Source organism: Bifidobacterium sp. ESL0690 (assembly GCF_029392315.1).
GTDB lineage: Bacteria > Actinomycetota > Actinomycetes > Actinomycetales > Bifidobacteriaceae > Bifidobacterium.
On sequence record NZ_CP113939.1, the window covers coordinates 837,951 to 861,314 of the forward strand.

Consider the following 23,364-nt stretch of genomic DNA (forward strand, 5'->3'; position numbering starts at 1 on the left):
ACAGATACGGAAAGAATGATAGAATTGTCAAGGTTTTGAATCGATACAACGGAGTTTATAACTTTGAATAATACCTATGCAAGCGAAAACCGGAAAGTGCCTACGACAGCGTATCTGTTCGTTCATTTCACAGGGAATGAGGAGAGCGAGACGGATGAGCAGATCTATTTCGCTTTGAGCCGTGATGGCTGCCATTGGACGGATACGCGCGAAAATGGCGACCCGGTGCTGACCAGCGATGTAGGTGAGCATGGTGTGCGTGACCCGTTTCTGATTAGGGCCCATGACGGTACCGGCTTTTATTTGCTGGCGACCGACCTGAGCATCTTTCATCGCGGCGGCTGGGCAAACGGCATACCGACCATTGACGGCAGTAGTTCCATCGTGATTTGGGAGTCCGAAGATCTGGTGCATTGGTCGAAACCAAGGCTTGCCGATATCGCGCCGTCGATCCCGCAGTGCGGCATGGCCTGGGCTCCGGAAGCCGTCTGGGATGATGAACGGCACCAATATATGGTCTATTGGACGACGGATTCCGCGGCTGCCAACCTGCAAGGTGAGATTAGGAATGTCTATTACGTCACGACCAAGGACTTTGTTTCGTTTTCCAAGCCAGTGCGATGGATTGATCGCAAGCCCGGATGCATCGACACCACGATGCTCAAAGCCGATGATGGTTGGTGGTATCGGGTGACGGGCGATGGCGAAATGACCATTGAACGCACGAAAAATCCCTACGCTCCCACGACCGCCGCTTTTGCAAGGCTTGAAGCTGGCGCAGGCAGTGAAGAATGGTCTTATGTCGGTACGCTCTCCCAGATTTTTGGAGACGAAAGGTTCAGCGGCGACTTTTTGGAAGGTCCGGAACTCTTCCGTTTCAACGATGCAGACATTGTGCGCAAGAACGGCAAAGCTCTGAAATATGGACTGATGTGCGACCAATACAAGGAAGGGAAAGGCTATCTGCCATTCCGAAGCGCGGATTTGTCGCAAGCGGACAAAAGCTGTTGGCAGCAGGCGGACGATGTCGATCTCGGAACGCTGAAAAAACGGCACGGCGGTATTCTGCCGATTACCGAAGATGAGTACCGGCGAATCGAAGTGTGCGTTTCTTCGCAACGTTGAGCTGCTGCGTTTTCGGGGCGATTCGTAAAGTCGCATGGAAACACAAAACGTGACGATTCAAGCAATCCTGCTTTTGCTTTGCTTGAATCGTCACGTTTGAAAGTTGCTGAATTTCCTTATATATCCAGTGGCCTGACATATGAACCGACTTGCGGGTGTACCTGTCGGATACTGCCATCCTTTCGGTAGCTGAGAGGAGCGAAGACGGTTTCACGATGGGAACCGTTCCCGCCTTCCCAGCGGCCTGAAAGATTGTAAGCGAACCGGTGATAAGCGATAATCCATTCGTCTGTTCCGGGGATGTTGACGATGCTGTGGTGGCCCGTGGCATAGAGGCCATGTTCTGGGTCCTGCTCAACCAACGTCGCCGGCTCGCTCCAAGGGCCGGTGGGGGAGGGAGCCATGGCATAGTGTATGCAGTATGCCGGGTCCCTGGTGTCGTTTTCCGACCATGATGCGTAATAGATTCCGCGGCGCTCGTGCAGCCAGATGGCTTCACGGAAATTACCCGGGGTGGCGGAAACGATGCGTTTGCCGTCGAAGCTCAGGCAGTCCGGACTCAATGGTGCCGCGAACGCCTTGCCGTTGCCCCAAAGCAAGTAGGGGGAGCCGTTTGGAGTGATGAATACGCTCGGATCGATGTTGTAGCCCTTGAATTCATTATGCGAAATCAGCGGCATATTGGTCGGCGTAAATGGTCCGTATGGGGAGTCCGCAACTGCGGTGCCTATCTGTGAGTCGGCTACAAAATAAAAGACATATTTGTTTTCGGCGTTACGGATAATGGAAGGTGCCCAGGCGCCACCCTTCCCCTGCCACCAGGGCACGTCGTGAAGATCGAGTATAGGGTGGCGGTCCCACTGCGCCAGGTCGGATGAGCTGTAGACGCTAAAGGAAGTCGTGCTCCAATCCTCGATGCCGTCGTCGGTGCAGTAGAGGAAATAACGGTTGTCGAAAATGGTGAGATTCGGGTCGGCGCAGTAACGACCCAATGGTGTGGTATGTAGTTTGGTCTCGTTGGCTCGGGGCGGGTTGCTGTACATATTTTCTTGATAATGCATTTGTGAATATAGGCCTTGGAATTCAGGTGATGGTTTCGGCAACCCCTGCAAGCAGGGATTGCCGATCGGAAATGGTGGAAAACTATGGTCTACCCTTTGACGGAACCCGCAACCAAGCCGGAGACGATCCACTTCTGGCAGAAGATGAAGAAGAGGAAGACCGGCAGCAAGGAGAGCACCGTGATGGTCATGAAGCTCGGCCAATCGGTCGAGAACTGGCCGACGGCGTTATAGACCTGCAAGACGATGGTGCGCAGATTGGAGGAGCTCAGGAACACATTGGCGTTCATGAAGTCGTTCCACGTGCTCATCGTCTGGAAGACGACGACGGTGATGAGAATGGGGCGAATCAGGGGCATGACGATGCTCCAGAAGATTCGCAGCGCTCCCGCGCCGTCGATGCGTGCCGCTTCGATAAGCTCGAAAGGCAGCGAACGCATATAGCCGACGATGAGGAAGTAGCAGAAAACCGCTCCGCCCAGATAGATGATGATCAGGCCGGTCAGCGTATTGACCAATCCGACCTGTGCCTCCATGCGGTAGAGGGGAATCAGTGTCGACTGTGAGGGTACGACGAAAGCGACCATCAGAATGGTGCCGACCACGGAAGTGAACACGGACTTGCGCAGTATCATCCCATATGCCGCGAGGGCTCCGACAATCACCTGAATGAGCACGCCGAAGAACGTGACAATCAGCGTGTTCCATAGGGAGCGCAGAATCGGAACGGTTTTGAAGGCGTTGGCGTAATTCGCGAAAGTCCAATGCTCCGGCAAGGCCAGCGGATGGGCGGCCATGTCGGGAATGGTCTTGAAGGTGTTGATGATGATGTACCACAGGGGGATTGCGCAGACCAGGGCGATGACGATCATGAAGAAGCTCATGATGCCGGATGTGATGCGTTTGCGTCGTCCGAAAGTCAGTCCACTATGGCTTGTTGCGTTGGTTGTTGTTGACGTATCGTCTTTTGTATTACGCATTATTCGAACCTCTGTGAAATGATGTTGGAAACCCACAGCTGCAGCAGCACCACAATGGTGGTGGCGATGAAGAACAGCACCGCAAGAGCCGAACCGACGCCGTACTGGGACTGGCCGATGCCTTGCTGGATGATGGATTGCGTGACGGTGTATGTAGAGTATCCGGGTCCGCCTTTGGTCATGGTGAACGGCAGGTCATAGACCTTGAGTCCGCCGGACATCAAAAGGAAGGTGGAGGTGACGATGCCGGGCATCAGCTGTGGCAGGGTGATATGCACGAACTGCTGGAAGGGGCTGGCTCCATCGACGGTCGCTTGCTCGTAAAGGTCGCCGGGTATGGATTGCAGGAACGCCAGATAGAGCGTGGCGTGCCAGCCGATCTGGGCCCAGATCGCGATGAAGATGACGCAGAATTTCGCAAGTCCCGAATTGCTCAGCCAAGGGACAGGGGCGATGCCGAAAATGGAAAGGACGCTGTTGACCACGCCGGTTTTCATCGGCGAGAAGATGTATTTCCATACCATGCCCATGATGGCCAGTGACGGCACCGAGAAGAAGAAGAACACGCTTCGTACGAAATTATGTCCGAAGAATTTCTTGTTGAGGATGACGGCCAGCGGAATGGCGAAGATCGTCACGCCGACCATCACCACGATGGCGTAAAGAATGGTGAATCCGAGGCCTTCAAGAGTGGACGGATCGGAAAACACCTTGCGGTAGTTCTCCAGGCCCAGCCAGTGCAGGTCCATGCTGTAACCATTGAAATCCGTGAAGGAAAAATACAGCGTCTGCACCAAAGGCACCAGGAAAAGGACGACAAACACCGCCAGAATCGGCAAGAGGAACCAGAACGAAGTCACGTCTTCGCGAAATCCCTGGGCGCGTTTCCTCTTGCGGTATTCCCGCGCTTCCTCGCTTGAAGCCGCGGTCAAAGCTACTTCACTCATGTGAATCTCCTATGTCTGCAATGGGTCTGCCGTGTTGCGCATATTTGCCGCGCATGTTGCGTATGCCAAGTATGTTGCTCAATCGTTGAATGCAACTGGCAACACGACAGACCCCACTGCTTTGAACGTTCCCGATTACTGGGCCGAAGCCATCTTGGCGTCCACGTTCTTGGCCCACTGGTCGACGGTGATCTTGCCTTGTACCAGTTGCTGGGTCTCGGCCTTGGTGGCGGTGACCAGAACGTCGGGCTTCTTGTAGAAGTTATTGAGCAGGAAGTACTTGCCCGTCTTCACGTTCTTGGTGTAGACGTCCTGGTACTGGCTGACGACCTTGGAGTTGAAATCCGTGGTGTTGACCGCATCGCCGTTCTTGCTTTGCTGGTTCAACGCCCACTTGCTGTCCATGAAGCTCAGGAACTTCTCCGCGGCCTTGAGCTTTTCGCCGCTCAGCTTGGAATAGATCGTCAATGCGGGGGATGGTGAGCCCTGTGCGTACTGGTCGTAATCGGCCGAAAGCGCCGGCATCTGTGCATAGCCCCAGTTCAGGCCCTGGGCTTTCTCGAACGTGCTGAAGTCCCAAGGGCCGGTGCAGATCATGGCGACCTGTCCGTTGGTGAACTGGGTCTTCATGTCGTCGCCGCTCATGCCGACGGTGTCTTTGGTCACGAGGTTCTGGTCATAAAGCTTCATCCACTCCTTGACGGCTTCTTTCTGATCGGAGCCGGGGGTCTGCTTGGCCTTGGTGGCCAGGGTGGTCACGTCGGTCTTGTTCTTGGCGAACTGCGCTCCTAGGAAGGCGTCGGTGATGCGGCTCGGGCCGTCCGCTATCGTTTCCAGATAAGGGGTGATGCCGGCTTTCTTGAGTTTTGCGCAGGCTGCCAGGAAGTCGTCCCAGTTTCTGGGCACCTCTTTGACACCGCCTTTTGCTAGCAGATCCTTGTTGTAGACGATGCCGGAGGCCCACGAGCTCGTGGACATGCCGTAGACCTTGCCGTCACGGGAGACGAAGTCCTTGTTCGCCTGCGAGATGTTCTTCATGAACGGTTCTTTGGTGAGGTCCTTGACGTAATGGTTGCTCATCAGGTCGGCCTTGTTTTCCGAGGTGATGATGAACACGTCGGGAGCCTGATTGCCGACAAGACGGGTCTGCAAGGTCTGGATGTATTCCGGGGTCGGCGGCGAATAGGAGAAATCGATCTTGATGTTCGGGTTTTCCTTTTGGAATTCGTCGATGAAGGGCCTGGAGGCCTGCTCATTGTTCCAGCTCAGCCAACTGAGCTTTACTTGTCCGGAAGCGTTGTTGTTCGAGCCGCAGGCCGCCATGGGCAGCAGCATGGCAGTGGCCGCGAGTGCGGCTATGCCGGCTTTGATGAAATTGTGCAACTTCATTGTCTCTCCTTTGCAAAAATCTGAAAAGATTTATGTGGTATCCGTTTGGTTCGGCCATCGTTGACACGATTCAAAAGCGGATAGCTCCAGTTTTACCATATTTTTGAATCGTGTCAAATTGGCGTTTGAGATGGTAAGCTGATTCAGGTCAGACAAAATGGACCACAATTTCATGATGGGGTGCGATTCGAAAGGGTGACAGAATATGGTCACAATGGGTGATGTCGCCAAGGTTGCCGGCGTTTCGAGGGCCACGGCTTCCTATGCGTTGCGCGGTGACCCGAGGATCGTGCCAGAAACGGCGGGAAAAGTCCGAAAGGCCGCCAGAACGCTGGGATATACGACCAATCTTTCGGCACGTTCTCTACGCTCCGGGCGTAATGGTGTTATCGGCGTGGCGATTTTCGAACTTGACAAAGCCTACCCGTCGCAGATGAGCGCGGCGATTTCCAAGGAAGTGAACCGTAAAGGTCTCCAAGCCATCGTTCAACAGACATCGAATTCCCAAGAGGGGGAGATAGCGGTGTTGAAAGAGGTGACCAGCCAGTTGTGCGACGGGACTATTTTCAGTCCCGGACAGGTGTCCGATGAGGAGATTCGTGCCCTTTCCGACAACAAACCGATGGTGTTGCTGGATGATTTTTCCGACGAAGCGATATTCGACACGGTGTTCACCCCTTGCGAAGCCGGTGCCAAAGCGGCGATTCTTCATCTTGTCGATGTCGGGTGTCGTCATATCTGCGTGCTGGGCAACAGCTATCGACCGTTGCGTGCACTCGGGGAGCCGACGACGGTTGCGGGACGAAGGCTCAAGGGCGCACTTGAAGGTTTTGCTGAATCTGGCATGGCAGTTACGGAAGATGACTTTGTGCAATGTGATCAATGGGATTTTTCGCTTGCCAGACAACAGGTTCATTGCCTTGTTGAATCGGGACGATCTTTCGACGGACTTTTCTGTATGACGGATTCCTTGGCGTTCGGAGCCATACGAGGGTTGGTGGATTGCGGACTGCGTGTTCCCGACGATGTGGCGGTGATGGGATTCGACGGCGTGGCGGAAGACGAATATATGACGCCTTCCCTGTCGACGATTAGCGTAGACATCGAGGATCTTGCCCATAAAGCGGTCTCACTGCTTCTCAAGCGGTTTGAAGGTAGTGATGAGCCTTTCGTGGCCGAAAAACTCACTGCAAAATTTAAGCTTGTGGCCCGCGAATCTACTGCGAAAAGGCGCTGAGTACAAGGGCCTGTGCTCCAAATTAGCTGCATGGATTTGTCATGTGGGTCTGGCGGCGCAGCTTTGTGGTGTGTGTTCGTGGTATATGTCTGCTAATGCTGGAAAGGTTTGGGTTTCTGGTTTCCGCGGCTTCGCAAGGTGAGGATAGACTTGTCGTTGAATGAACGGTGGATTGACGACAGGGGTGGTATGAATAAGGTCCGACGGCTGTTTGCGGCGGTATGTGCCGGGCTGCTGCTCGCGGCGACGGCCGCTTGCGGAACGCAGGACAACCGCACCGTCATCACCGTCTGGTCGTGGGAACCCAGCATGGAGGCCGAGGCCCGGGACTTCGAAAAAGCCAACCCCGATATCCGCGTCGACATCAAATCCACCAGCGGCTACGACAACCTCAATTCCGCCATCCAGGACGGCTACAACATGCCCGACGTGGTGCAGCTCGAATATTTCGCCCTGCCGCAGTACGCGGTCAGCGGCCAGCTGCGCGACATCACCGATCAGACGCAGGGTTACGGCGACAATTACACGCCCGGCACATGGTCGAGCGTGCACACCAACGGTCGGGTCTACGGGGTGCCGATGGATTCGGGGCCGATGGCATTCTTCTATAACGATGACGTGTTCCGCCAGGCCGGCGTGGACGCCTCGCAGATCCATACCTGGAACGATTACTATGAAGCGGCCAAAAAGCTCAAGGCGATAGGCGTCTATATCGCCGCCGATGCGGGGGATGCGAGCTTTTACAATGCGATGATCTGGCTCAACGGCGGGCGTCCGTTCCATACCACCGGTGACGGCAAAACCGTTACCGTCAATCTCACCGATGACTCGGGAACCAAGGGTTTCAGCGAGTTTTGGCAGAAAATGATTGACGAAGGGCTGATCAACACCCAGCTCAACACCTGGTCGGACGGGTGGAAGAACGCATTGGCGGTAGGCAACGTCGCTTCCGTTTTCACCGGGGCTTGGATGCCTTCGCTTTTGCTTTCCGACGTGCCGGGCAGCGCAGGGCTGTGGCGCGTCGCCCCGATGCCGACGGCCGATGGAACACAAACCAATTCGGAGAACGGTGGGTCGGCGCTCTCTGTATTACATTTGACACGTAAGCCGGAAGCGGCGATGCGCTTCATCCGCTATGTCTGCCTCGACCCTTCTGGCATCGCCAAGCGCGTGGACGGTGGCGCATTTCCTGCGGACACGGCTACGCTCAATAGCCACGCGTTCCTGACGAAGACCACGATTCGCGACTCGCGAGGCATCGACGTGCCCTATTTCGGCGGGCAACAATTCAACCGTGTGCTTTCGCGTGCCGCCGAGAAAGTGTCTCTTGGCTACCAGTATCTGCCGTTCGAGGTCTATGCCCGGGGCGATTTCAGAGCTACTGTCGGGCAGTCCTATAAATGGGCGAATGCCACGCGTGCGGTGCAAAAGGTGCAGGAGCGAATCAACGCCGGGCAGACCAATCCGGACGGAAGCCCGCTGACGTTGCCGCAGGACCCAGGGCCGAAGATAAGCCTGATGCAAGGAATCGCGCTCTGGCAGAAGGACATCAAGGAATACGGCACCAATCAAGGCTTTACGCTGCAGTGATGGGGTTAATCCGGACCAACATGGGCTAAACGCGGCGCTGAGATGTGCGGAAAGTCGTATTTAGCGCAATTCGAAGTTGCGAGATGTCATCCAGTTCTGTTTGGAACGCTTCAGGCGTTGAGGCGGTAGATGATGGACATGCCCTTGAAAATGAGGTCAGGGTCATAGACGTCGATAGTTTTAGTATCGTCTTTGAAAACCGCGCCGAGACCGCCGGTGGCAACTACCTTGAAATCCTCGTCTATCTCTCGATGGAACTGCTTGATGGTGCGTTCGATGCCACCGAGGAAGTTGTAATATAGTCCGGCTTGCATGGCTGTTTTAGTGCCTTTGGCAAGAATCGAGTCTGGCCTTGTGATTTCGACTTCGGGTAGTTGGGCGGTGCCGGAAACCAAGGAACTGATGGAGGTCTGCAGGCCGGGGCTGATAAGGCCTGCGGTGATGGACTTGTTGCCATCGACGTAATTGAAGGTGGTCGCCGTGCCGAAATCTGCAACCAGCACCGGGCCGCCGTATGTGCCGTAGGCGCCGACACAATCTGCCAGGCAGTCCGCGCCCAATGATTTCGGGTCATCCATGCGGATGGAAAGGCCGGATTTCACGCCAGGACCGACGATGATAGGGTCGATGCCAAGGAACTTGATGATGCTGGAACGGAAAGAATGCATGATTTGTGGGACGACCGAAGCGACGATGACATCGTCGACGTCGTCCGCGGTGTATCCACCAGATTCGAGGAATTGGAGCAGCAACAGGCCGTATTCGTCGCTGGTGCGGAAGGTTTTGGTGGTGATGCGCCACGTGTCGGTGATGGCGGTATTGGGGGAGCTGTCGTCCACCACGCCGATTTCGATGTTCGTGTTGCCGATGTCAATCGCGAGTAGCATGTTGTCCGCCTTCCAAAGATTTACCGGCGTATTTTACGGCGCTTTATAGGGGTGCCGTATCGCCTTTCGTCTTGCGTCCCATCATACGCTGCGGGCGGTGTAAATCTATCGGTATTCGTATGATTGTGAATTGCAGACGACCCGTGAGGGCGGCTAGCGAATTTAATAATATCTATCAAAGAGGAAAGTATGCCTACCAATTCAGGTGCGTACGGCGAAAACGACGCAACCGATAACAAATCAACAGGCAGCACCGACGTAAATGAGATGGTGACGAACGCTGCAGCCGGTTCGGCCAATGCGGGCAGCACCGATGAAACGCTCAATGCGCATGTAAAAGGCGGAAACACCGGTAATGGTTCCGACGGCAAGACCGGAAAAGGCAAGAAGAAACGCTGGATCTGGGCGAGTGTTGCGGCAATCGTCGTGGTGGCGCTTGTCGCTGCGTTTGTCGTGATTCGCAACAATCAAAAAGCCAGTATCGCGCCTGCCCAGGTTCATACAGCCGATTCCGTGACCGTCGGGCTCAAACTTGCCCCCACGAACCTCGATATCCGCAACCAGTCCGGCTCCTCGCTCGACCAGGTGCTCGTCGGCAATGTCTATGAGGGGCTTGTCGCCCGCGATTCCAACAACAAGGTCGTGCCAGGGCTCGCCAAAAGCTGGGAGAAAAACGCCGATGGTACGAGCTATACATTCCATCTCAACCGCGGCATGAACTTCTCCAACGGCGACAAACTCGACGCCAGTGACGTGGCGTGGTCCATCAACGAGCTGATCGCCAAGCACTACCACGATTCCGAGTCACTGATGAACTTCAAGGCGGTGACGGCCACAGACGCCGATACTGTCAGGCTCGACCTGACCGCACCCTATGCCAACCTTCTGTGGGAGTTGGCCTGCCGGCCGGGACTGGTGTTCGACAAGAACGCCAATTACGATATGAAGACGCAGGCGATTGGCTCCGGACCATACACCGTCGCCAAGTTCGTGCCGAACGATTCCATCACGCTGAAAGCCAATCCGAAGTATTGGGGAGTGCACAAGGCTGTGACCCCGATCATCGTGCTGCGCTATTTTGGCGATGACAACGCGGCTGTCAACGCGCTGAAGTCCGGGGATGTTCAAGTGCTGGCGCCCGTGACGGAAAATCTTGCCGAGCCTTTCGTGAAAGATAGTGAGCATTATCGCGTCGCGGCCGGCGATGACACTGATAAATTCGTACTCGCCATGAATTCCAAAGGTGCCAAGACCTCGGATTTGCGCGTGCGCCAGGCCATCCGCTACGCCATCGACCACAAACAGCTCATCGCTTCGCGCGGTGGGGCAGACAAAGTGCTGGGCGGGCCGATTCCTTCGCTCGATCCGGGTTATCAGGACCTGACAGGTCTGTATCCGCACAATGTCGACAAGGCCAAGACGCTGATGAAGGAGGCCGGCTATACGCCCGACCACCCGCTCGAGCTGCGGTTGACCTATGCCAACACCTACGGCACGGAGCTCGGCGACCAGCTGCGCAGCCAGCTCAAGCCCATCGGCATCGACTTGAAAGTCAATGTGGTCGAATTCTCCACGTGGCTGCAGGATGTGCTGAAAAATAAGGATTACGATCTGTCGCTGGTCGACCACAACGAAAGTCACGACTTCTCGCAGTGGACCCAAGACACCTACTACTACAACTACAGCAATCAGAAGGTCAAGGACTACTACAATCAGGCGATGGCCGCTTCCAGCGATTCCCAGCGCGACGCGTTGCTGGCCAAGGCCGCCCGCGTCGTGAGCGAGGATGCGCCGGCAGACTGGCTCTTCAACTACCGCATCACTACGGCGATGAAGAATGGCGTGTCGAGCTTCCCGCTCAACCTGAACCAGACGCTGCTGCCGCTCTACAACGTAAGGTATATGACGCCGGTCAAATAGCTGGTTGCGTGAGTGTTATGCGATTTGGGACTCATGATGAAGATGCGATGGAAATCGGCAATGGAGCGCGGAATCGTGATTTTCTCTGCAAAAGTAGCATGCATGCAGAGAAAATCACGAAATGTGGCCGTATTCCATGATTTACATTGCAACTTCAGAGTCCGTGCAGAATAAATCACGAAATGTGGCCAACAAACGTGATTTGCATTGCGATTTCGGAGTTTATACAGAGTAAATCACGAAATCAAGGTAGTCGAGCTTATGTTTTTGCCTCAGGGGATTGGTTTGGAAAGGAATAGGTGAATCGATGCGATTCGTCATTCGGCGTTTCCTGCTGTTTGTGGCGGCGCTGCTCGCCATTTCGGTGGTGATTTTCGCGGCGCTGCGCATCCTGCCGGGCGACGTGGCCAGCGTGATGGCCGGACTCAACGCGCCGCCGGAACGTGTGGCACAGTTGCGCTCGCAGATGGGGCTTGACCGGCCGCTGGTTGTGCAGTATTTCAGCTGGATGGGCGGTTTGCTGCGCGGCAACTTCGGCACCTCGCTTTTGACCGGCCGTTCGATCAGCTCGACCGTCGCCATGCGCGCTTCCGTCACCTTCCCGCTTATCGTGCTGGGGCTTGTCGTGGCGCTCGCCATCGGCCTGACGCTTGGGGTGGTGGCTACTTTAGCCACGCGTTCGGCGGTGCGTTCAGCGTTCCATTTCGTCGCCATCGTCGGCGGTGCCATCCCTGCTCTGTGGGGCGGATTGCTGCTGATTCTATTGTTCGGACGCGGCACCGGACTGCTGGGCATCTTGCCCTCGCAAGGGTTCCCTGAGGCCGGTTGGAGCAGCTTCGGCTCGGCGCTGGCCTCGCTGGTGCTGCCGGCGTTGACGGTCGGCATCATCGACGGCGCAAGCCTCATGCGCTATACTCGCTCGGCGCTGGGCGATGTGATGAACAGCGGCTATATGGACCAGGCGATGGCCTGCGGCTATACGCGCCGTCAGGCCGCGTTCAAGGTCGGACTGAGGTTGGCGACGCCGCAGCTGGTGAGCGTGGTCGGGCTGATGTTCGCTGGCATGATCACCGGCGTCATGGTCATCGAAAACCTTTTCGCGCTGCCCGGCATCGGTGCGGGACTGGTTACCGACCTCGGCAACCGTGACCTCATCGCCGTGCAAAGCGAACTGTTCATGCTGGCCGCTTTCTTCCTCTTCGTCGGTTTCCTTGTTGATTTGCTGCATCGTTTCCTTGACCCGCGCCTGAAGCACGCTGTCCAAGGAGGTGCGCAATGACGAAAACCAGGTCTTCAAACAAGCTCGCTGTTGCATTACGTTCTATCTGGCGACGCGGGGAAGGTAAGTTTGCGCTCATTGTGTTGGCGTTGTGGGTTGTGGTTTCGCTGATTTCGCTGGTTTGGACGCCTCAATCGCTATGGAAAACCGACGGCTATCACGTGTGGGCCAAACCGTCCGCCGCGCATTGGCTCGGTACCGATGGAACCGGAGCGGACGTGTTCAGCTGGCTGATGGCTGGGGCACGCACGAACCTTTTCATCGCCATCCTGGCCGTGGTTTTCGCCGGCGCATTGGGCATATTGCTGATGAGCGCGATGGTCTCACGCAACTCGGCAGTGGCGAACGTGTCGGTAGTCGCGGTGGACGCGTTGATTTCCATACCGACTGTGCTTATCGCCCTGATTCTGGCCGTTCCGATGGGCGCTTCCGTTGCGGTCATCATCATCGCTTGCGGCATTGGTTACGGCTTCAATTTGGCGCGTATAGCACGGCCTCAGGCGTTGCTGGCGGCCAATTCCGACTATGTCGGCTCGGCACTTTCCTATGGCGCTTCCGGAGTCTCAGTAATGCTGCACCATATCCTGCCCAACGCAATGCCGACCATCATGGTCCAGCTCTCGCTATCCGCAGGGACCGCAGTATTGGCCGAATCCGGCCTGACCTATCTCGGCGTCGGCGTGCCCAGCGGTGTGCCGAGCTGGGGCCATTCGCTGGCCACGTCAGTCAAGTTCATCAACGTCTATCCGTTGACCGTGCTTTGGCCGGGGCTTATCGTCACCATTGTTGTAGTCGCGCTCAACGTCTTTGGCGACGTGTTGCGCGATGCCATCGATCCTGTGACGAATCCGGAATTGCGGAGGTCCTGAAATGACGGTTTGTCAATCAGACATGACGAAGCTGCGTTATTGCGTCAATCAGGTATTCGCAGCTTGCGAAGGGAAAATGTACGGATACCAAAGTGGAAAGGCAAGTCATGAGCGTTGAAGTGAAACAGCTTGGCGTTTCCATTGCCGGTAAACAGATTGTTCGCGGTGTTGATTTGCATATCGGCGACGGCGAACGGGTCGGGCTCATCGGCTCGTCCGGTTCCGGCAAATCTATGATTTCCAAGGCCATGCTTGGTCTTTTGCCGACAAACGCGCAATCTTCCGGTTCTGTGATGCTCGGTGATACGCAGGTTATTGGGGCCAATGAAACCGTTCTCGCAAGCTTGCGCGGGCGTTATGTCGGCGCGATGTTCCAGAATCCCGCGTCATCGTTGAATCCGGTTTTGACCGTTGGCAAGCAAATCGAGCTGCCGCTGAAACTCCATTATGACTTGGATAAAGCCGACCGTCAGAAGCGCGTCCTCACCATGCTCGAAAAAGTGGGGCTTGACGAAGCGACGGCGAAAAAATATCCCAGCGAACTTTCCGGCGGTCAACAGCAGCGCGTCGGCATCGCCACGGCTTTGATCACTTCGCCGCGTTTGATTATCGCCGACGAACCAACGACCGCGCTTGACTCCATCACCCAGCGTCAGATCGTTGATTTGCTGGTTTCATTGGTTGACAAGGCTGGTGCTTCGATGCTCTTCATCACCCACGATTTCTCGGTGCTCGCCCGTGCCACAACGCGTTGTTATGTGCTTGATGATGGTCGGATTATCGAATCCGGAGATACTGCTGATTTGTTGGATAATCCGCAAAACGAACAGACGAAAAAATTGGTCGGTGCAGCGAGAGAGCTGACATTGCAACGAAAGCAGGATGGTGATGACTGAACAACAGATGCTGCTGACCGGCGAGAAAATCACCCGAGTTTTCGGAAAAGGCAAAAACCGGCAGACCGCGCTGGATGATGTCAGCGTCGAAGTGCGGTCGGGGGAGTGCCTTGCATTGATCGGAGGTTCAGGATCGGGCAAATCGACGTTGACGCGGATTCTGCTGGGACTTGACCGACCGACTTCGGGGACGGTGACGTTTGAAGGCGAGCCAGTTGACGGGCGCAAATCCGCTGGATATGAGGCTTTGCGACGCGAATCAAGTCTCGTGTTCCAGAGTCCGTTCACTTCGCTCGACCCGCGCTGGACGGTGGCCAAGTCCGTGGCGGAACCGCTGAATATTCAGCGTAAGCGTACGAAAACCGACAATCTGGATATAGCCGCGAAAGTGCGTGAGTCCTTGGCTCTGGTCGGCCTCGACCCCGATGAGTTCTTGAATCGTTATCCCATCGACCTGTCCGGTGGGCAGGCGCAGCGCGTCGCCATCGCCCGCGCATTGGTCACCGATCCCAAACTCATCGTCGCCGACGAACCCATGAGCGCCATTGACGTGGCTGCACGTCTGCAGATACTTGAAGCGTTCGCCGCCATCCGCAAGTCCCGACCGGAGACGGCCATCATCATGATTTCGCACGATTTGGGTGTGGTGCAGCACATCGCCGACCGGATCGTCGTCCTTCACGATGGCAACGTAGTGGAAAGTGGCAGCACCGATGATGTATTGAATCGTCCGAAAACCGCCTATACCTGCGAGCTGGTTGCAGCCGCATCGCTGTAGGGTTTGCTGGCTGTCGATTGGTGATGACTGAGGCCAAAGCATGCAGAAAGGTGCTTTTGACCGCGTTGGCTGAGCCCATGTGTCTGTAAAGTTAGGGCGGAATTGTCGAAAATCGTGCCCCGTTGTGTTGATGTCAGCGATCACTCCACGACGTTAAAGCGCTCGCCGTTGCAGAAGGCGTGAATCGAGCGTGCAAGCTGGCGTGAAAGATCACGATAGGCATCGTCCGCGCGCCAGGCGACATGCGGGGTGAGGATGGTGCCGGGAACCGAACGCAGCGGATCGTCGGGCGGCAGGGGTTCCTTGTCGTAGACGTCGATGGCGGCCTTGACGTCGCCGCGCTTGAGCCTGTTGACCAGCGCACCTTCCTCGATGAGCTCGGCGCGTGCCGTGTTGATGAAGTAGCTGCCTGGCTTGAGTCGGTCGAGGTCGGCAGCGGTCACGACCCTCTGCGTTTCCTCGTTCAGTGGCAGATGAAGACTCACGATATCCGAATGGGCTATAAGCTCTCCGATATCGTCAACAGGTGTCGTCCTCAGGGAGCGTGCGGTGGCGGCGTTGACGTGGGAGTTCCAGACCAGCGTATGCATGCCGAAACCGTCGGCGATGCGAGCGACGGTCTGGCCGATACCGCCGAAACCGATCAGTCCTATCGTCTTTTCCTTGAGCGACATGCCTTCGAGCCCGCTCCAATTGCCCTCGCGGATGTTGTGGTCCATGGCGCCGACTGAGCGCGCAAGTTCGAGAATCAGCGCGAACGTATATTCCGCAACGGTTTCGTCGCCGTAATGGACTGTGTTGCAAACACGGATACCCAGCTCGCGGGTGCGGTTGAGATCGATGAAATTGGCGACGCCGGTGCCACCGAAAACGAAGCAACGTACGTGGGTGCCGAGCTCCTCGAGCAGTCTGCCGGTGACGTGGAAGCCGATGACCACGACGATATCGGCGTTTTTGCAGCGTTCGAGGATGGTGTCGGGTTCGATGTTGAAATCCTTGTACATCCGTACGCGCGCGACGTTGCGCAACATCCGCATGCTCGTGGCAATGGGCTGGTACATGGCCTCGAACATCGAGGGAATGACCACCAGCGGCAGTTCGGTGTGTTCGGATTGCGTTTCGATATACTCCATACCCCCAAGGATAATTCCGCCTCTGGCCTATGGAAACGAAGACTATCGCTTTACGAAAGATGTCGTGGATGGATATCGCCGGGAGTTATGTCTGCTGTAGCAGTGCTTGGCTTTATGTATTAATCGTCGAAGGAAAACAGTTTTTCGACGGTGGTGTCGAAGACGTGGGCGATGTCGAGCGCCAGCTTGAGTGAGGGGTTGTAGGCCCCTGCTTCCAGCCGGATAATGGTCTCGCGTCGCACACCGACGAGAGCGGCAAGTTCGGATTGTGTCATGCCGGCGTTTTGACGAACCTGCTTAAGGGTGGTGTTAAGCCTTGGCATCGGCGGCCTTCAAGTCACGGCGTTCGAGGCAGAGATAGCAGCCCAGTTGCAGTGTCTCCATCAAAGAGACAAGGAAAAGCAGAAGATAGACGTTGAAACGCAGCCAATTGTTTAAAACGAATTGGTTGATCATGGCGATGCAGATGAGTACTAAGAACAGGATGAAAATGGACATGGTGTTCGCCTGATTCTCGTGGAGCAGCGCACTTTCGTCCTTCAGTCTGTTTTCCGCCGAGTCGTTCAATCCCATGGTGAACATACCGTTTGGGCCGCGCGAAATGAGTTTGTTGAAGGCGACATCGATTCCTGTCAGAACGATGAAGCCAACCATGCAAAGAAAATGCTGCCAGATCCAAGTGTCGGGGAAGAACACCGAGGGAAGCGAAACAAGGGTGGCGAGCAACATGCAAACGAATTGCGCCTTGCGAATCTGGTTCAGCGACCAGCTTTTGGGATTGAAACGATGTGACGGCGTTGGCATCTTGGTTCCTTTCCGTAATTACAGATTTTTCGTGGCTGTAAATGTAGTGATGTATTTATCACTATGTTGCAAATATATCACATTGTTGATTCGGTCTTGTCGGCGATTCAAGGCTTAGGCAAAGCGGAATGACGTGTGGCAATCGCGGGTCGTGAGAAACGAAGCATCGAAGGATTTCAAGTTCTCGCAGCACGAATATGATGAATATCGAGATTTGGTACGTAGCGCGAAGATACAGCAGCGAAAAGAGGTGTTGGCAATGGTTGATGGGCAGCGAATGACGATTGCGGACGACGTGCGGACCAACGGGGCTACGCCGAATCCCTGGTGGGCCAACGCGGTGGTCTATCAGATCTACCCGCGCAGTTTCCAAGACAGCAATGGCGATGGTTTCGGCGACATTCAAGGGATTATTTCGCGGCTTGACTATCTGGCAGGTCTCGGCGTGGACGTGCTGTGGCTGAGTCCGGTCTACGTTTCGCCGCAGGTCGACAACGGTTACGATATCGCCGATTACCAGAACATCGACCCCAGATTCGGCACGATGGACGATATGGACGAGCTGCTGAGAGAAGCTCACAAACGCGGGCTCAAGATCGTGATGGACCTCGTGGTCAACCACACTTCGGACGAGCACGCATGGTTCCGGGCCAGCCGTGACAAAAACGACGAGCATGCCGACTGGTATTGGTGGAGGCCGGCGCGCAAGGGGCACGAACCAGGCACGCCGGGCGCGGAGCCGAATAAGTGGGGCAGCTATTTCGGTGGGTCGGCGTGGACTTACGACCAGAAACGGGGTGAATACTATCTTCACCAGTATTCCGCCAAACAGCCCGACCTCAACTGGGAGAACCCCAAGGTGCGCAAGGCCATTTACAAGATGATGAACTGGTGGATGGATCGCGGCATCGACGGATTCCGCATGGACGTCATCGCCGAAATCTCCAAGCGCGTCGATTCCAACGGCAAACTGCCGGGCGAACAGGGCGGCCATATTCCAGACTTGCCGGCAAATCATGGCTATTCCACGCCGTTCCTGGCCTGTACCGACGGGCCGCGGCTCGACGAGTTCCTGCGCGAGATGCGGCACGCGGTTTTCGACGGGCGTGAAGGCTATATGACCGTGGGCGAAGCTCCGGGGATCCGCTTGAAACGCGACGGCTATATCACCGATCCGGTTCACGGTGAGCTCGATATGATGTTCCTGTTCAACCATGTGCTGTTCGATTGCAAGAACTACGACACATGGACGCCGGTGCCGTTCAAGGTCGACGGCCTGCGCAAAATCATGGCCAAGGAGCAGAAGGTGGTGAGCAAAGCCGGTTGGGCGAGCCTGTATTTCAGCAACCACGACCAACCGCGTGCGCTTTCGCGTTGGGGTGACGACAGCGAGGCGATGCGGGTCAAAAGCGCCAAGGCACTTGGATTGTTGCTTCACATGCACCGCGGAACTCCCTATATTTATGAGGGCGAAGAGCTGGGGATGACCAATGCCCACTTCACGCAGCTCGAGCAATACCGCGACATCCAATCGCTTAATATCTACAAGGAACGCGTCGACGAGCAGCATCGGGTTTCTCCCGAGGAAATGATGGACGTGCTGGCCAAGCGCAGCCGCGACAACGCGCGTACGCCGATGCAGTGGGATGGCGGCAAATATGCCGGTTTTACGGCAGCGGATGCTTCGGTTGAACCGTGGATTGCCGTCAACCCGAACCATGATGTCATCAACGCTGAGGCGGAAGTGGGCGATCCGGATTCTGTGTATTCGTTTTATAAGAGGCTTATCGAGCTGCGGCACACCAATGCTGTGGTCGCCGCTGGAGACTGGAAGCTGGTCGATGCTCATGACGAGCATGTCTACGCTTTCACTCGTTCGTTGGGTGGCGAGAAGTTGTTGGTGGCAGTGAACTGTTCTGGTCAGACCGTTCCGATTCCGCGTCAGGCGGCCAAGTTGCTGGCGTCGAGCGGGAAGCTTGATGAGGGTCGGTTACTGATTTCTGTCACTGGTTCGCTGCCCGTGAATGGTCAGCTTGGACCGTGGGAAGGTTTTGTATATTATGTATAGCATAAATGCTATTGATAGCTGAAACCTTTTAAAAATCAGGTATGATAATGCTGTTGTTTCGTTTTGACTTTCATTATGCTATACAATATAATATATTGTATAGCATATAGAGTTATGAATTCGCGGTAAGGAGAAACCATGTCGATGGTGCAGATGAACGTTCGTATCGATGCCGACTTGAAAGACGAGGTCGACGAGATACTGAAGCGTATTGGCAAGACTCCGAGTTCCGTGATCCGCGAGCTGTGGGACTACATCCAGGATTCTGGCGAGATTCCCGATTTGGAAACGGCTCGCGAGAAAAAGGATCAGGAGCTCGAAAAACGAAAGAAACTTGAGAAGATCGACAATATGAGCGGAATAGTCCCGCGAACTTTGAGCGATATGGGACTTATCGGGCGTGGCGATGATCCGTTCAAGTCGATGTCTGCAAAGGAACTTCATGATTATGCGGACGAACAACGGTATGAGGATTACATTCAAGAAAGCGTGGCAGTACGATGAAGGAAAGCAAACGCAATATTGTATTTGATACCAATATCCTTATCGATATCGTTATGCATCGTTCATTGCGGGAGTCCGCAGCGTTAAAGCTCATGGACGTATGTGCCAATCAGACTTTAAATCCTATGTGCGTGGCATTGTCGCTCAAAGATGTTGATTACATTGTGAAAGTGAACACCAAACGGGATTTCAAAGATGCCATGGCAGGCGTTGAGCAGGCCACGGTGCAGCAGCTTGTTGCTCAGGTTGGCTGGAACAGTGTTGAATCAATCATGGAGGTTTGTGAGGTCGTTGCTGTTGATGGTCAAGTTTGCAAAAATGCGCTGAAATTGCGTTCTGCACATCCTGATTATGAGGACGACCTCATTATCGCCGCGTCGCGCCAGGCTAATGCCGACATGGTGGTGACCGGCGACCAGGATTTGATCAAGCATTTTCCGGATTTGTGCGTCAGCGTCGAGGATGCGCTGAAACAGATTGAAGAAGACTGATCGTCTGAGGTTCGAGTTGAGTGGGTTCGCGCTCGGCGATTTAAGCGGTGCAACCTTTGTAGAGTTGGTTTTGGGATTCGACAAATCGTTCGGATTCAAGTAGTGGCAGGAGTCGATATGGCAGGCAAGGCATTGATTATCGTGGACGTGCAGCCCACGTTCTGCGAAGGCGGGGAGCTTGGCGTCGAAGGCGGTACGGCTGTGGCCGACCGCATCGCCGAGTATGTGAAGGCGCATGGTGATGAGTACGCCTATATCGCCACCACGCAGGATTGGCATATCGAACCGGGTTCGCATTTCTCCGATCATCCCGATTTCGTCGATTCGTGGCCGAAGCACGGTGTTGCTGGCACGCCGAATGCTGAGCTGATGCCGCAGATTGCAGCGCTGAATCTCAAGCATCATTTCAAGAAGGGCCAGTATGCTTCGGCGTATTCCGGCTTCGAAGGTATCGAAGACAATACCGATCGCGTACAGACCCGCGAGGAATTTGCCCAGATGCAGAAGGACGGCAAGACCTTGGCCCAAGGGCTGAAGGATGTCGGTGTCGATCATGTCGATGTGGTCGGTCTGGCCGAATCGCATTGCGTCAAGGAAACCGCGCTTGACGCTAAGAAGCTGGGATATTCCGTTACCGTTTTTGAAGACATGACCGAACCAGTCAGTGAGGATCAGGGTGTGAGCGCTCGTAAGCAAATGAACGAAGCCGGCATCGAGCTGAAGAACGGACTGGGTGACTGATGCCTGCATTGACCTTTTCCTCGTCATCGGCCCAGACTGAGTCTGTATCGTCTGGGTCTTCCAGCGGTGCGCTCGCAGCCCTGAAGCAGTATTTTGGCTACGATTCGTTCCGCGAAGGGCAGGAGGATCTGGTCAATGCCATTCTTGCCGGTCATGACGTGCTGGGAGTGATGCCGACCGGCGCTGGCAAATCCATTTGTTATCAGGTGCCGGCCACCATGCTGCCGGGGCTGACCATTGTCATCTCCCCGTTGATCTCATTGATGCGCGATCAGGTGGATGCTTTGAATGATGCAGGTATCAAGGCTGCGTTCATCAACACCACGCAGGAAAGTGACGAGCAATCCATGGTCTTCGCCCAAGCTCGACGTGGCGATGTGAAAATGCTCTACGTCGCTCCCGAACGCCTGGAAACCGAACGATTTCGCAGCTTCGCTTCGCAGGTCAAGATTTCCCTGATTACCGTTGATGAGGCACACTGTGTTTCGCAATGGGGGCAGGATTTCCGTTCGTCGTATCTAGGTATCGGAGAGTTCATTGACAGTCTTCCGGTACGGCCGACCGTTGCGGCGTTCACGGCGACCGCGACCGAAAAAGTGCGTCGCGATATTGTACGTCTGCTGCGCTTGAAGACTCCGAAAGTCACGGTTACCGGTTTCGACCGGCCCAACCTCTATTTTGATATCATCAATATGCCGACGAAACGCAAGAACGTATGGATTACGGAATATGCGGCCAACCATCCCGACGAATCCGGCATCGTCTATTGTGCCACCCGCAAGGAGACCGAGTCGCTTGCCAACGAGCTGAACCGGCATGGCATCGGTGCCGCAGCCTATCACGGCGGCATGTCCGCCGAGGCTCGCGACAAGGCGCAACGTGATTTCGTCACCGATCAGGTGCCGGTGGTTGTGGCCACCAACGCCTTCGGCATGGGCATTGACAAGTCCAACGTCCGCTACGTCATCCATCACAATATGCCGGAAAGCATCGAGGCTTACTATCAGGAGGCCGGTCGAGCTGGGCGAGACGGCGAACCCGGACGTTGCACGTTGCTCTGGAACGAATCGGACATCGTCACCCGCCGCAGGCTTCTGGACATGGATTCCGACAACGACCGGATGAGTCCAGAGGAACAGGAAATCGTTCGCCAAAGTCATCGGCGTCTGTTGAATGCCATGATCGGCTATTGCCGCACGACCGAATGTCTGCACCGCTATATCATGCGGTATTTCGCCGATCCCAATGGTGTCAATCCTACGGAAAACAGTCAACCGCAAGAAGACCCGACAAACGGTGAAATCTATAAATGCGGCAACTGCGCCAATTGCGAAAGCACGTTTGAGACCATCGACGTCTCCGACGTGGCTCGGGCCGTCAGCCGTTGTGTTCACGACATCAATCAAAGCTTCGGCATGGGCAAAATCGTCTCTGTATTGCGAGGCTCGAAAGCACAGGACTTGATTAACCGACACCTTGATCGCGTGCCAAGTTACGGTGCGTTGCACGATGTGCCGGATGCCAGGATTCGTGATGTCATCAACCAGATGGCAACCGACGGCTATCTCTTCGTTTCTGAAGGCAGACTGCCGATCGTTCGTTTCGGCGCGCGTGCAGGGGAGACGGTCAAGCCTGATTTTCACTATGAAATCAAACGTATCCAGCGCAAGAAGCCTGTGGGGGCAACGTCGGGTTCCGCTTTCGGCTCTTACGATGCCGACTCTGATATGCGTGCAGGGGTTTCTTCAGCCGGGGATTATGAAGTCACCGACGAAGACGAGGCACTCTTCCAGAAATTCCGCGAGCTGCGGCGTACCATCGCCCAGGAAATCGGCAAGCCGCCCTACATTGTCTTCTCCGATAAGACCCTACGCGACATGGCCCGTATCAAGCCGGTCACCGACGCCCAGTTCCTCGCGGTCAACGGCGTGGGCGAAAACAAGCTGCATCTCTACGGCCCTCGTTTTATGGATGTGGTGCGTGCGCAGTAGCAAACGGAAGCGAACGGCCTAAACGATAAATCTATTAAGGGCTAATAAGGGCCATCGGCCGAAGAAATGAGAAGTAATGACTAACAGCCATTCTGAATCAGACGATATAGCGAGCAGGCAAGACGATATCGTTGATTTGGCAAGCCTCGAACGTGATGAGTACGGCTTTCCCGGCCCTATGCGGGATAGCTTGGTTGAGGCGATTCTTGAGGGGCGTAAAACGAGGACGACCTCGTTGCTTGTCGAATACCAGCACGACCGTGAGCCGTTGCCGCAGGTCGGAAAGCTCGCTGTGGTGGTTGATTCCGAAGACAAGCCGGTATGTGTGACCCGGCTGATGGAAGTCACGGTCTGCAAAATAAGCGACATTACTGATGAACATGCCCGTGGCGAAGGCGAAGGCTACGGCGATGTGGCGGGCTGGCGCAAGGCGCATGAGCAATTTTGGGAAAGCGACGAATTCCGGGAAGAAATAGGTGACCCCAATTTCAAGATTAATGACGATACCGAGGTCGTCTGTGAACGCTTCAGTGTGGTCAAACGACTTTGAACCGATAGTGGCCGCATCATGATTGACGTAACCGAGTCCCAGTTGGTAGGAGGTAGCGCTGCCCAAGGCTCGCGATATGGTGGACGCCGGATTTAGTGTATAGCAGTGTCCACTGGATAGAGAC

The 23,364-nt window shown here is 55.3% G+C and carries 22 protein-coding genes; 14 read left to right on the forward strand and 8 right to left on the reverse strand.

The window, feature by feature from the left end:
* The first annotated feature begins 96 nt into the window (after positions 1-96).
* Positions 97-1,125: a glycoside hydrolase family 43 protein gene (locus OZX62_RS03340; protein ID WP_277176592.1), complete on the forward strand. Its 1,029-nt coding sequence runs from the start codon at positions 97-99 to the stop codon at positions 1,123-1,125.
* Between the two features lie 116 nt (positions 1,126-1,241).
* Here the strand turns inward: OZX62_RS03340 and OZX62_RS03345 are convergent, their stop codons facing one another.
* The 4 genes from OZX62_RS03345 to OZX62_RS03360 all read right to left on the reverse strand — a co-directional run bounded on the left by OZX62_RS03345 (position 1,242) and on the right by OZX62_RS03360 (position 5,502).
* Positions 1,242-2,168 carry a family 43 glycosylhydrolase gene (locus OZX62_RS03345; RefSeq protein ID WP_277176593.1) on the reverse strand — a complete coding sequence of 309 codons (927 nt, stop codon included), beginning with the start codon at positions 2,166-2,168 and terminating at the stop codon, positions 1,242-1,244.
* 107 nt (positions 2,169-2,275) lie between these two features.
* Positions 2,276-3,070, reverse strand: coding sequence for a carbohydrate ABC transporter permease (locus tag OZX62_RS03350; RefSeq protein WP_277177017.1), 795 nt, complete (start codon positions 3,068-3,070; stop codon positions 2,276-2,278).
* A gap of 95 nt (positions 3,071-3,165) precedes the next feature.
* Positions 3,166-4,113 (reverse strand): sugar ABC transporter permease, encoded by a 948-nt coding sequence (locus OZX62_RS03355; RefSeq protein WP_277176594.1) that lies wholly within the window; start codon positions 4,111-4,113, stop codon positions 3,166-3,168.
* Positions 4,114-4,248: 135 nt separating this feature from the next.
* The gene (locus OZX62_RS03360; RefSeq protein ID WP_277176595.1) at positions 4,249-5,502 is read right to left on the reverse strand and encodes an extracellular solute-binding protein; all 1,254 of its coding nucleotides are present in this window, start codon (positions 5,500-5,502) and stop codon (positions 4,249-4,251) included.
* A gap of 214 nt (positions 5,503-5,716) precedes the next feature.
* On the opposite strand from OZX62_RS03360, the gene OZX62_RS03365 reads away from it, so the two are divergent.
* Positions 5,717-6,739: a LacI family DNA-binding transcriptional regulator gene (locus tag OZX62_RS03365; RefSeq protein WP_277176596.1), complete on the forward strand. Its 1,023-nt coding sequence runs from the start codon at positions 5,717-5,719 to the stop codon at positions 6,737-6,739.
* Between the two features lie 189 nt (positions 6,740-6,928).
* Positions 6,929-8,329 (forward strand): sugar ABC transporter substrate-binding protein, encoded by a 1,401-nt coding sequence (locus OZX62_RS03370; RefSeq protein ID WP_277176597.1) that lies wholly within the window; start codon positions 6,929-6,931, stop codon positions 8,327-8,329.
* 110 nt (positions 8,330-8,439) lie between these two features.
* On the opposite strand, the gene OZX62_RS03375 is transcribed toward OZX62_RS03370, so the two are convergent.
* Positions 8,440-9,216, reverse strand: a complete 777-nt coding sequence (locus OZX62_RS03375) for a type III pantothenate kinase (RefSeq protein ID WP_277176598.1) — start codon at positions 9,214-9,216, stop codon at positions 8,440-8,442.
* A gap of 189 nt (positions 9,217-9,405) precedes the next feature.
* Here OZX62_RS03375 and OZX62_RS03380 point away from each other — a divergent pair, with 189 nt between their 5' ends.
* From OZX62_RS03380 to OZX62_RS03400, 5 genes are all read left to right on the forward strand, one after another.
* Positions 9,406-11,136: an ABC transporter substrate-binding protein gene (locus OZX62_RS03380; protein WP_277176599.1), complete on the forward strand. Its 1,731-nt coding sequence runs from the start codon at positions 9,406-9,408 to the stop codon at positions 11,134-11,136.
* Between the two features lie 307 nt (positions 11,137-11,443).
* Positions 11,444-12,415: an ABC transporter permease gene (locus tag OZX62_RS03385; protein WP_277176600.1), complete on the forward strand. Its 972-nt coding sequence runs from the start codon at positions 11,444-11,446 to the stop codon at positions 12,413-12,415.
* A complete protein-coding gene (locus OZX62_RS03390; RefSeq protein ID WP_277176601.1) occupies positions 12,412-13,284 on the forward strand; it encodes an ABC transporter permease in 873 nt (290 codons plus the stop codon). The genes OZX62_RS03385 and OZX62_RS03390 overlap by 4 nt, the downstream gene beginning before the upstream one ends.
* 107 nt (positions 13,285-13,391) lie before the next feature.
* Positions 13,392-14,180 carry an ABC transporter ATP-binding protein gene (locus OZX62_RS03395; RefSeq protein WP_277176603.1) on the forward strand — a complete coding sequence of 263 codons (789 nt, stop codon included), beginning with the start codon at positions 13,392-13,394 and terminating at the stop codon, positions 14,178-14,180.
* Positions 14,173-14,958 carry a dipeptide/oligopeptide/nickel ABC transporter ATP-binding protein gene (locus OZX62_RS03400; RefSeq protein WP_277176604.1) on the forward strand — a complete coding sequence of 262 codons (786 nt, stop codon included), beginning with the start codon at positions 14,173-14,175 and terminating at the stop codon, positions 14,956-14,958. Before OZX62_RS03395 ends, OZX62_RS03400 begins: the two co-directional genes overlap by 8 nt.
* 140 nt (positions 14,959-15,098) lie before the next feature.
* On the opposite strand, the gene OZX62_RS03405 is transcribed toward OZX62_RS03400, so the two are convergent.
* The 3 genes from OZX62_RS03405 to OZX62_RS03415 form a co-directional block, all read right to left on the reverse strand.
* A complete protein-coding gene (locus tag OZX62_RS03405; protein WP_277176606.1) occupies positions 15,099-16,091 on the reverse strand; it encodes an NAD(P)-dependent oxidoreductase in 993 nt (330 codons plus the stop codon).
* A gap of 119 nt (positions 16,092-16,210) precedes the next feature.
* Positions 16,211-16,414 carry a helix-turn-helix transcriptional regulator gene (locus OZX62_RS03410; protein WP_277176607.1) on the reverse strand — a complete coding sequence of 68 codons (204 nt, stop codon included), beginning with the start codon at positions 16,412-16,414 and terminating at the stop codon, positions 16,211-16,213.
* Positions 16,401-16,895 (reverse strand): hypothetical protein, encoded by a 495-nt coding sequence (locus OZX62_RS03415; protein WP_277176609.1) that lies wholly within the window; start codon positions 16,893-16,895, stop codon positions 16,401-16,403. Before OZX62_RS03415 ends, OZX62_RS03410 begins: the two co-directional genes overlap by 14 nt.
* A gap of 259 nt (positions 16,896-17,154) precedes the next feature.
* On the opposite strand from OZX62_RS03415, the gene OZX62_RS03420 reads away from it, so the two are divergent.
* The 6 genes from OZX62_RS03420 to OZX62_RS03445 all read left to right on the forward strand — a co-directional run bounded on the left by OZX62_RS03420 (position 17,155) and on the right by OZX62_RS03445 (position 23,240).
* Positions 17,155-18,963 carry an alpha-glucosidase gene (locus OZX62_RS03420; RefSeq protein ID WP_277176610.1) on the forward strand — a complete coding sequence of 603 codons (1,809 nt, stop codon included), beginning with the start codon at positions 17,155-17,157 and terminating at the stop codon, positions 18,961-18,963.
* Positions 18,964-19,101: 138 nt separating this feature from the next.
* Positions 19,102-19,467 carry a type II toxin-antitoxin system RelB/DinJ family antitoxin gene (locus OZX62_RS03425; protein WP_277176611.1) on the forward strand — a complete coding sequence of 122 codons (366 nt, stop codon included), beginning with the start codon at positions 19,102-19,104 and terminating at the stop codon, positions 19,465-19,467.
* Positions 19,464-19,958, forward strand: a complete 495-nt coding sequence (locus OZX62_RS03430) for a PIN domain-containing protein (protein ID WP_277176612.1) — start codon at positions 19,464-19,466, stop codon at positions 19,956-19,958. Before OZX62_RS03425 ends, OZX62_RS03430 begins: the two co-directional genes overlap by 4 nt.
* Positions 19,959-20,075: 117 nt before the next feature.
* On the forward strand, positions 20,076-20,699 hold the full coding sequence (locus tag OZX62_RS03435) for an isochorismatase family protein (RefSeq protein ID WP_277176613.1): 624 nt from the start codon (positions 20,076-20,078) through the stop codon (positions 20,697-20,699).
* Entirely contained in the window at positions 20,699-22,690 is a 1,992-nt protein-coding gene (recQ, locus tag OZX62_RS03440; RefSeq protein WP_277176614.1) for a DNA helicase RecQ, read from the forward strand. The genes OZX62_RS03435 and recQ overlap by 1 nt, the downstream gene beginning before the upstream one ends.
* Before the next feature lie 76 nt (positions 22,691-22,766).
* Complete coding sequence (locus tag OZX62_RS03445) at positions 22,767-23,240, forward strand: ASCH domain-containing protein (protein ID WP_277176615.1); 474 nt, start codon at positions 22,767-22,769, stop codon at positions 23,238-23,240.
* Positions 23,241-23,364: the final 124 nt, after the last annotated feature.

Excerpts from the sequence above, each read along its gene's own strand:
- OZX62_RS03390 (WP_277176601.1), top strand. The coding sequence starts at position 12,412 with ATGACGAAAACCAGGTCTTCAAACAAGCTCGCTGTTGCATTACGTTCT.
- OZX62_RS03415 (WP_277176609.1), bottom strand. The coding sequence starts at position 16,895 with ATGCCAACGCCGTCACATCGTTTCAATCCCAAAAGCTGGTCGCTGAAC.
- OZX62_RS03360 (WP_277176595.1), bottom strand. The coding sequence starts at position 5,502 with ATGAAGTTGCACAATTTCATCAAAGCCGGCATAGCCGCACTCGCGGCC.
- OZX62_RS03420 (WP_277176610.1), top strand. The coding sequence starts at position 17,155 with ATGGTTGATGGGCAGCGAATGACGATTGCGGACGACGTGCGGACCAAC.
- OZX62_RS03435 (WP_277176613.1), top strand. The coding sequence starts at position 20,076 with ATGGCAGGCAAGGCATTGATTATCGTGGACGTGCAGCCCACGTTCTGC.
- OZX62_RS03380 (WP_277176599.1), top strand. The coding sequence starts at position 9,406 with ATGCCTACCAATTCAGGTGCGTACGGCGAAAACGACGCAACCGATAAC.
- OZX62_RS03445 (WP_277176615.1), top strand. The coding sequence starts at position 22,767 with ATGACTAACAGCCATTCTGAATCAGACGATATAGCGAGCAGGCAAGAC.
- OZX62_RS03350 (WP_277177017.1), bottom strand. The coding sequence starts at position 3,070 with ATGAGCTTCTTCATGATCGTCATCGCCCTGGTCTGCGCAATCCCCCTG.
- OZX62_RS03395 (WP_277176603.1), top strand. The coding sequence starts at position 13,392 with ATGAGCGTTGAAGTGAAACAGCTTGGCGTTTCCATTGCCGGTAAACAG.
- OZX62_RS03385 (WP_277176600.1), top strand. The coding sequence starts at position 11,444 with ATGCGATTCGTCATTCGGCGTTTCCTGCTGTTTGTGGCGGCGCTGCTC.
- OZX62_RS03410 (WP_277176607.1), bottom strand. The coding sequence starts at position 16,414 with ATGCCAAGGCTTAACACCACCCTTAAGCAGGTTCGTCAAAACGCCGGC.
- OZX62_RS03430 (WP_277176612.1), top strand. The coding sequence starts at position 19,464 with ATGAAGGAAAGCAAACGCAATATTGTATTTGATACCAATATCCTTATC.
- OZX62_RS03425 (WP_277176611.1), top strand. The coding sequence starts at position 19,102 with ATGTCGATGGTGCAGATGAACGTTCGTATCGATGCCGACTTGAAAGAC.
- OZX62_RS03375 (WP_277176598.1), bottom strand. The coding sequence starts at position 9,216 with ATGCTACTCGCGATTGACATCGGCAACACGAACATCGAAATCGGCGTG.
- OZX62_RS03345 (WP_277176593.1), bottom strand. The coding sequence starts at position 2,168 with ATGTACAGCAACCCGCCCCGAGCCAACGAGACCAAACTACATACCACA.
- OZX62_RS03365 (WP_277176596.1), top strand. The coding sequence starts at position 5,717 with ATGGGTGATGTCGCCAAGGTTGCCGGCGTTTCGAGGGCCACGGCTTCC.
- OZX62_RS03355 (WP_277176594.1), bottom strand. The coding sequence starts at position 4,113 with ATGAGTGAAGTAGCTTTGACCGCGGCTTCAAGCGAGGAAGCGCGGGAA.
- OZX62_RS03370 (WP_277176597.1), top strand. The coding sequence starts at position 6,929 with ATGAATAAGGTCCGACGGCTGTTTGCGGCGGTATGTGCCGGGCTGCTG.
- OZX62_RS03400 (WP_277176604.1), top strand. The coding sequence starts at position 14,173 with ATGACTGAACAACAGATGCTGCTGACCGGCGAGAAAATCACCCGAGTT.
- OZX62_RS03405 (WP_277176606.1), bottom strand. The coding sequence starts at position 16,091 with ATGGAGTATATCGAAACGCAATCCGAACACACCGAACTGCCGCTGGTG.
- recQ (WP_277176614.1), top strand. The coding sequence starts at position 20,699 with ATGCCTGCATTGACCTTTTCCTCGTCATCGGCCCAGACTGAGTCTGTA.